Source organism: Psychrobacter sp. Ps1, assembly GCF_022129425.1.
Lineage (GTDB): Bacteria > Pseudomonadota > Gammaproteobacteria > Pseudomonadales > Moraxellaceae > Psychrobacter.
This window is the reverse complement of record NZ_JADQAN010000037.1, coordinates 1-8,886: the sequence shown is the minus strand read 5'-3', so window position 1 is coordinate 8,886 and position 8,886 is coordinate 1. Positions and strand designations below refer to the sequence as shown.

At 42.1% G+C, this 8,886-nt stretch carries 6 protein-coding genes; 2 read left to right on the top strand and 4 right to left on the bottom strand.

Annotated elements, in window-relative coordinates; genetic code table 11:
• Nucleotides 1-279 precede the first annotated feature (279 nt).
• The 4 genes from fusA to I3249_RS12655 form a co-directional block, all read right to left on the bottom strand.
• A complete protein-coding gene (gene fusA / locus I3249_RS12670; protein ID WP_101205359.1) occupies nt 280-2,406 on the bottom strand; it encodes an elongation factor G in 2,127 nt (708 codons plus the stop codon).
• A 343-nt stretch (nt 2,407-2,749) separates the two neighbouring features.
• Complete coding sequence (gene rpsG / locus I3249_RS12665) at nt 2,750-3,223, bottom strand: 30S ribosomal protein S7 (RefSeq protein ID WP_057761735.1); 474 nt, start codon at nt 3,221-3,223, stop codon at nt 2,750-2,752.
• A 218-nt stretch (nt 3,224-3,441) separates the two neighbouring features.
• Nucleotides 3,442-3,816, bottom strand: coding sequence for a 30S ribosomal protein S12 (rpsL, locus tag I3249_RS12660; protein ID WP_011281154.1), 375 nt, complete (start codon nt 3,814-3,816; stop codon nt 3,442-3,444).
• 411 nt (nt 3,817-4,227) lie between these two features.
• A complete protein-coding gene (locus I3249_RS12655; RefSeq protein ID WP_238070192.1) occupies nt 4,228-5,334 on the bottom strand; it encodes an EcsC family protein in 1,107 nt (368 codons plus the stop codon).
• A gap of 500 nt (nt 5,335-5,834) precedes the next feature.
• On the opposite strand from I3249_RS12655, the gene I3249_RS12650 reads away from it, so the two are divergent.
• The gene (locus I3249_RS12650; protein ID WP_102093985.1) at nt 5,835-7,070 is read left to right on the top strand and encodes a beta-ketoacyl-ACP synthase II; all 1,236 of its coding nucleotides are present in this window, start codon (nt 5,835-5,837) and stop codon (nt 7,068-7,070) included.
• 3 nt (nt 7,071-7,073) lie between these two features.
• The gene (locus I3249_RS12645) at nt 7,074-8,807 is read left to right on the top strand and encodes an anthranilate synthase component I family protein (protein WP_238070191.1); all 1,734 of its coding nucleotides are present in this window, start codon (nt 7,074-7,076) and stop codon (nt 8,805-8,807) included.
• The last annotated feature ends 79 nt before the right edge of the window (nt 8,808-8,886 follow it).

Below are 8,886 nucleotides of genomic sequence, written 5' to 3'. Positions count from 1 at the left end.
CCGATTGTACCGACGTTGACGTGTGGCTTGTTACGTTCAAACTTGGCCTTTGCCATGGGTATTTCCTCTTTTTTTGGGGTTCAAGACTTAACTCATATAAATATGATTATTAAGACGATTTTGACCACATTAAGATAATTGTTAAAAGGTTGCACATACTAATGTGCAGATATTATAAGAAAATCGCGGCCAATAACAAGTCTTTTAACAAGTTATTGGCGTATTCTTTAGTGACAATACACAGACATACTCTATATTGTCACTTTCAGTAAGTTTTATTTACTCGTCATCATCTTTAGAGTTGAACTTAGAGATGATTTCAGCAGCAACTGATTTTGGAATTTCAGCGTACTTTTGGAATTCCATTGAGTAAGTTGCACGGCCTTGTGACATAGAGCGCATTTGAGTGGCATAACCAAACATTTCCGCTAATGGTACTTCAGCACGAATCTGTTTAGTACCGCCAGGTAGATCTTCCATACCCTGTACCAAACCACGACGACGGTTAAGATCGCCCATGATGTCGCCCATGTAGTCTTCAGGTGTTTCAACTTCTACTTTCATTACTGGCTCAAGTAGCGCTGGATCAGCTGCTAAGAAACCTTTTCTGAAGGCCATAGAACCAGCCATCTTAAATGACAATTCATCAGAGTCAACGTCATGATAAGAACCATCATACAAGGTCGCTTTTACGCCAACTACTGGGTAGCCTGCAAGTACGCCGTTTTTCATGCGCTCTTGGATACCTTTATCAACAGCACCGTGGAATTCTTTTGGTACAGTACCACCAACAACTTCTTCAGCGAATTCATATTCAGTGTCGCCAGCTGGATCAAGTGGCTCAAGACGTAACCATACGTGACCAAACTTACCACGACCACCTGTTTGACGTACGAATTTGCCTTCTTGTTCAACAGTGTTACGAATCGTCTCACGATAAGCAACCTGAGGTGCACCGATGTTTGCTTCAACGTTGAATTCACGCTTCATACGGTCAACAAGAATCTCTAGATGTAGCTCACCCATACCACTGATGATTGTCTGACCAGATTCTTCGTCAGTGTGTACACGGAACGATGGATCTTCTTTTGCCAAACGGCCAAGAGCGATTGACATTTTTTCTTGGTCAGCTTTGGTCTTTGGCTCAACAGCTAGAGAGATAACTGGATCTGGGAATTCCATACGCTCAAGAGTGATCACGTTGTCTTCATCACATAGCGTATCACCAGTAGTCACATCTTTCATGCCGACTAGAGCTGCGATATCACCAGTACGAATTTCTGCAAGCTCTTCTTGAGAGTTTGCCATCATCTGTACGATACGGCCAACACGCTCACGCTTCATCTTAACTGGGTTATAAACACTGCTACCCTGCTTCATTACACCAGAATAAACACGTACGAAGGTTAAGTTACCAACGAATTTGTCATTCATGATTTTGAACGCTAGTGCTGAGAAAGGTGCTTCATCTGATGCTTCACGGCTGCCTTCGCTTTCGTCTTTGTCATCAAGAATACCTTTAATAGCAGGTACGTCGATTGGTGCAGGTAGATACTGAATAACGGCATCTAGCATCTTCTGTACACCTTTGTTCTTAAAGGCAGTACCACAAAGAAGCGGGATGATTTCGTTATCGATAGTTAACTGACGAATAGCACCGTGAATTTGTTCTACAGTCAACTCACCGTTTTCTAGGTATTCGTTCATCAACTCTTCGTTTGCTTCAGCAGCGTTTTCTACAAGATGCTCGCGGTATTCTGCTGCTTTTTCTTGTAGTTCAGTTGGGATTTCGCGCTCATCATACTGCATACCTTGAGACGCTTCGTCCCAATAGATAGCTTTCATGGTCACTAGATCAACAACGCCTTCGAAGTCATCTTCTTTACCGATTGGGATAACCAATGGTACAGGGTTACCGCCTAAGCGAGTTTTGATCTGTTCGATAACACGATAGAAATCAGCACCAACACGATCCATTTTGTTTACAAATGCAAGACGTGGTACTTTATATTTGTTCGCCTGACGCCATACGGTCTCAGACTGTGGCTGAACGCCGCCTACTGCACAGTAAACCATGCAAGCGCCATCGAGTACACGCATAGAACGTTCAACTTCGATCGTGAAGTCAACGTGACCTGGGGTATCGATGATGTTGATACGGTGTTCGTCAAACTGTTTAGCCATACCTGACCAAAAACAAGTTGTTGCCGCTGAGGTAATAGTGATACCACGCTCTTGTTCTTGCTCCATCCAGTCCATAGTGGCTGCGCCATCATGTACTTCGCCAATTTTGTGGCTAACACCGGTATAGAATAAAACACGCTCTGTAGTGGTTGTCTTACCAGCATCGATGTGCGCTGAGATACCAATATTGCGATAGCGTTTTAGGGGAGTTTTACGAGCCATAGTGTTTTCCTAGGAAAAGTCGTGTATATAATAATGTATTGTGTCTCTACCTCATACTCTATGACAAAGCGTTCAGCTTCGTAATATTACTTACTGATTATTGAGCCTAATACGGACAAAAAAAGAGCAAATACTAAGAATAGTGCGGCATCAAATTTGGGATGCTCTCCAGCAAAAACTGTATTTGTTCAGAGAGACATCTGGATAGATGTCCGCCACCTCAGTCATCAATAAATAACATTTATATATGACCGAATGATGATGGCGGCAATCAATAGAATAAACAGCAATGTAAGATTAAATGGCATGAGCCTCTAATCTCAAGCTACTATTAAAAAGTAGCTTAGAAACGGTAATGAGAGAATGCTTTGTTAGCATCTGCCATGCGGTGAACTTCGTCACGCTTTTTCATAGCAGCGCCTTTGCCATCAGCAGCATCATTCAATTCGCCAGCTAAACGCAAAGCCATTGATTTTTCAGAACGCTTAGCAGCAGCTTCAGCTAACCAACGCATAGCCAATGCAGTACGACGGGAGGGGCGTACTTCCATTGGTACTTGATAGGTTGCACCGCCAACGCGGCGAGCTTTTACTTCTACCATTGGGCGTACATTTTCTAGCACTTCTTCGAAGAAAGATACTGGATCTTCAACTTTACGCTTCTCACTTACTGTCTCAAGTGCACCGTAAACGATACGCTCAGCAGTAGATTTTTTACCATCACTCATTACATGGTTGATGAATTTTGCAACAGTTTGGCTACCAAACTTAGGATCCGGTAGGATCTCACGGGCAGCAACGACGCGACGTCTTGGCATAATAAATTTCCTTATCTTCAGGAGTGTCTAACATTCACAACATCGACTACTTATCATTAGGATATAGCAGTGAGTTATCAGTTAGCCTTACTGCATGGTGGTATGTTTTAAGAGCAAATCACAGATATATATTTATATAAAAGCGATATTACTACTGACACCAAACCCATGCACAGTTATTGGGTAGTGCAAAAAGCTTATCTAATAACGTTTAGTTATTAAACTTTAGGCTTCTTAGCACCGTACTTAGAGCGACCTTGCTTACGGTCTTTAACGCCTGCGCAATCTAATGCACCGCGAACAGTGTGATAACGTACACCTGGTAGATCTTTTACACGACCACCACGGATTAGAACAACACTGTGCTCTTGTAGGTTATGACCTTCGCCGCCGATGTAACTTGATACTTCATAGCCTGAAGTCAAACGTACACGACATACTTTACGCATGGCAGAGTTAGGTTTTTTTGGCGTGGTAGTATATACACGAGTACATACACCGCGACGCTGTGGGCACGCTTCCAACGCAGGAACTTTTGACTTTTCCTTGATGGTTTTGCGACCTTTACGAATCAATTGGTTAGTTGTTGCCATAAGGCATCCTTCTCCCGTTTGGTATAAAACAAAAAAATGGGCCAATGCACCATCTATCTGACAATAATTGCAGATTTCGGGGCACCCATTTTTAGGACAGTGTATTATAAAGAGTTGTTGCTGCTATTTCAACCACTTATGAATGGTTTCGCTTTACAACATTTGATAGATATGCATTCAGCCTCTCATTGTATCACTTTATCGTTTTTTCGCCGAAAAATAGCGTAATAAATAAAGTAAACAAAGTGAGCTCAAGCATCATTAAGAAAAGATGTTTAACATTGAAATGGTACTTGATAGTAACTAAGTGGTGGTATTTATCCTAATTTTCAAGTCATGTTGCTCAATCAAACTAAGATAAATACCGCTGTACTTATAAATATATAGCCCAACTAGCAAATAATATCTTTATTACTTGGCTTTTTTATCAGACGTTTGCTTGTCTGCGTCTTTTTTACTGCTAGTTTCTTCCTTATCAGTAACTTTTTCTGGATCACTGCTTTTTTCTTTGGGCTCTGTGTCTTTTTTCGCCTCATCAGTATTAGCCTTTTCTACTTTAGCCTCACTGCTGCTGTCATCAGTAATGGCACGATTGGCCAGTTTTGCTTCTGGCGCAAAGGTCGCTTGAGCAACACCAATCACTTCATCAATCAACTGGCTATTATAATGCATGCCGATCGCTACTGCGGTAACAGGAATAAAACGACGAACCCATGATAAATTAATCTGATCTAAATCAATACCTACTTGACTGGCGACTTTGTCTATTTGCTCAGCATAGAAATTTACATTTTTATTTTTCAGACCGAGATTTTTAAGTTCACTATGCAGTCCATTGCTCTGAGCATTATCGAGCAAACCTTTACCAATACCTAGACCAGCTAGTAGCGCTTGTTTTTCTTGCATCTTGCTCAAATCAGCGTTTGATAGTAGTTCGTACGCCATCTTGACGCCTTGCTTACCTGTCAGCGGCTTATTGTATACAGCAGCAATCTGATAAACCGTACGTAATGAAACCAGTAATAGCCATAATGTATCAGCGAGCAAACCTGGTAGACCTGCTAAACCTGTCAAACCACCCATCATTGCAAGCGCGCGGTTTTGATTAGCAATATCAGTAGCTAGCGCATAACGCTCTTCGTCATCTAAAGTGGCAATATTGGCAAAGCGATGCTCATTAGGTAAGTCAAGTTGACTCCAGTTGGCAGCGAGGTTGGCCACTTGGGCAAATGCACCATCAACTGTCGATTGAAAAAAGCTATTCGGCACGACTTTCTTGGCGTATTTACCATAAGTAGCAAAACGTGGTCCTAAAAGTTGCTGCGTCGCCTTCAACGTTTGCTCACGAAACAAGTCTTGTTGGTAGTCTTCATCGCCTAGGTCGACGGCTTTATATTGACGCGGTTTGCTGGTTTTAGCGTTTACGCTGTCAATCATAGCCCCTACACGCTCTAGGTTGTTTCGAGTAAAAGAGCCAATGGTATTGATGCTTTTAGAAAGAGTACTACGCTTTGCCATCGTGATGTCCTTAATATGATGAGTTGGTTTTTAATATAGTTGTATTTTAATATGATAGTTAATTATTAATAATTAATGAATCTATTATTTTAGCCAGTTATCGTAACTTGTGTCAGTGCGAACAATGTTATTAGAATCACAAATTTTGTATCTAAAGTATAATTCCGTCCATAGTCAGTAGCTAGTCTTAGCTTCTCATCTCTTTACTCAAAACTCAGTCATAAGTGTTATTTTGTCGTTATTTTACACTTGTCCAAAGATTTCCAGTGCTTGATACGTTATCATGTGCCATAACTGAGAGCATAATTGTACACTGAATTTATATTGCCTCTGATAGACCGTTAACAGAATTTAGTTACCTAAATCCATGCTATCGTTATCTACATAGACTATTTTTTCATTATAATGCTCGAATTAACCCATAGTTAAACATCATATATAGATTTACCACGATTATTGCAACCAACTGCTAGCAAGTCGTTACTTATAAGGAATAGCATATGCGCCGCGTCGTTATTACTGGAGCAGGGATTGTCTCTTGTATTGGACATGATTTAGATACTGTCACCACTGCCCTTAAAGAAGGTCAGTCTGGCATCACATTTAACGATTCTTATGCTGAGCACGAGTTTAAATCACACGTGAGCGGTAGTATCAATCAATCAGAACTGGATACCAGTGGTATCGATCGTAAGCTGAAACGGTTCTTTAGTGACGCCAGTCTTTATGCTTATGTTAGTGCGCTAAATGCGATTGAGCACTCTGGCCTGTCACTTGATACTATCAATAACAACCCACGAGTGGGTGTAGTGGCAAGTTCGGGCGGCGCATCAACAGAAAATATCGTCAATGCTATCGATGCTATGCGCGAAAAAGGTCTACGCGGTGTCGGCGCAATGGCAGTACCAAAGACAATGGGCAGCTCAGTATCAGCTGCTTTAGCAACCGGCCTCAAAATCCAAGGCGTCTCCTACTCGCTCGCCTCTGCTTGTGCGACTTCGACACACTGTATCGGTCATGCTGCTGAGCTTATCCAATTGGGTAAAGCCGATGTGATATTGGCTGGTGGTAGTGAAGCTGAGCATTGGACACAGTCTTGTATGTTTGATGCCATGGGCGCAGTTAGTACTCAGTATAACGACACACCAAAACTTGCCTCAAGAGCCTATGACAAAGACCGTGACGGTTTTGTGATTGCTGCTGGTGGTGCAATGGTGGTTGTAGAGAGTCTGGAGCATGCTCAAGCACGCGGCGCTAATATTTTGGCTGAAATCGTTGGCTATGGTGCCAGCTCTGATGGTGCAGAAATGGTTGCGCCAAGCGGTGAAGGTGCAGTTCGCTGTATGCAACAAGCCTTGGCCGAAGCGGGTCTAGAAAGTGTCGATTACATCAACAGCCATGGTACTAGTACACCGTTAGGCGATATTACTGAGCTTAAAGCGATTGCTAAAGTATTTGATAATGACATCAGTAAAGTACCTGCTATCAGCTCAACCAAATCAATGACAGGTCATAGCTTGGGTGCTGTTGGTGCACAAGAGCTGATTTATTGTCTACTGATGCTACAGGACGGCTTTATCGCTCCAAGTATCAATGTTGATAACTTGGACCCTGCTGCTGAAGGTTTCGATATTGTCACCGAAATGCGTGAAGCAAATCTTGAAACCTTGATGAGTAATAGCTTTGGCTTTGGTGGTACTAACGCTACGCTAATTATCAAAAAGTTTGACGCTTAACCCATGCTTGTATCAAATCACAATACAACTGAGCAGACAGATTCTGCGCCATCGCCAGCTAGCAAACCTAGCTGGCGTTTTGGTGATTTGTCTGCTGCAGAGCTGATGCCGCAGCTACAGCGTCACTTGCTCGACCAAGATATTAAAGCAAACTGGCAACTTGTTTGGCTTAATAATGATGGTCGACCCGTGATCGGTTTACTCCCAAAAGTCAGCTGGTCTGTCTATCCCAATGATGAGCAAGCTCTTAATAGTTCACCCAATATTTATAAGGTGATTAAGAGTTGTCGCAGTACTGGCGTGCGTCGCGATATTGATGTAAATAGCGATAACAATAGTTATGCTGGCACGACAGCTTATATGAGCTATCTAGAATGGCAAGAGGAACTAATCGCTTATAGCAATACTCAAAAAGCCAATCACGACACGTCATATATCAATAACGAAGAAAGACCGAAACCCAGTTATTATCATGGGCTAATCGGTTTTATTGGTTATGATATTGCGGCCCATGAGCTAAGCCCTGCCGATAGGATTGAATTGGCAATGCAGCCGTGTGCTTCGTTGGGACATTATGATATTTATCTAACACCTACGGCACATACTGATACAGGTTGGGCGTTAAAGACTCATCTAACTAACGATGACACTTCTGAGAGTATTGGTCATCAGACAAACGATAATTTTATAACGACTCTTACCTCTTACCTAGACGAACTGGATCGAAAACTGTCTGATAAATATCTCAATAAACCACAGTTTAAAGATGCATCAAGCATCACTCCCCTAGTTTTAAGTCCGCGATGGAGTAAGCTTGATTATCAACAAGCATTTAATCGCACACAAGACTATCTACAACAAGGTGACTGCTATCAGATAAACCTGACACAGAAATGGTCTGGCAGTTTAGCGTGTAAAAATAACGATGTTCAATCAGCCTTTTCGCTTATTGACTATTTGCCTGCGCTATATCGCAATACAAAAGCGCCTTTTGCAGGATATGTGAGCGTTAAGGGCAATGATGGTGATTATCTAAATAGAAGCAACAGCTTTAACGCAGACAGCAATCATTTTGAATTGCTAAGCTGCTCACCTGAGTTGTTTTTCACATTCACTAGAGAGGTCGACACTGGCAAACACTCTATTCGCACAAAGCCTATCAAGGGAACGATGCCGCGAGGTACTACTGACGAGCAAGATGAGATGTATAAGCAGCAACTGGTCAATAGCGAAAAAGACCGCGCCGAAAATGTCATGATTGTGGATTTACTGCGCAATGATTTGGGCAAATACGCCAAAATTGGCAGTGTAAAAGTACCACAGTTATTTGCGATTGAGAGCTTTAGCAATGTGCATCATATGGTTAGTACTATTACTGCTGAGCTAAAAACTGATACTCATCCATTGGCTGTATTGTTTGGTAGTCTGCCTGCTGGCTCTATCACTGGCACACCAAAAAAACGCGCCGTTGAGATCATTGCTGAACTGGAGTCTACGCCACGCGGTGCTTATTGCGGCACTATGGGTTATATGAACTTTGATGGTAGTGGTCAATGGAACGTGCTCATTCGTACATTGCAAGTCAATGCTTCGTCAGATAACAGCCTTAATAAAGAAAGACACATCAACCTGTGGGCAGGTGGTGGTATTACGGTCGCATCCGATTGTGATGCTGAATACCAAGAATGCTTAGATAAAGTAGGTAATTTATTATCAGTACTGGCTCAAAAAACCTAAGATAACCCCACTCTCAACTTGAAATAAGCAAATCAAACTGAAGAGGCGGATTACCAAGTTTTTTGTTGAGTACAAAGCA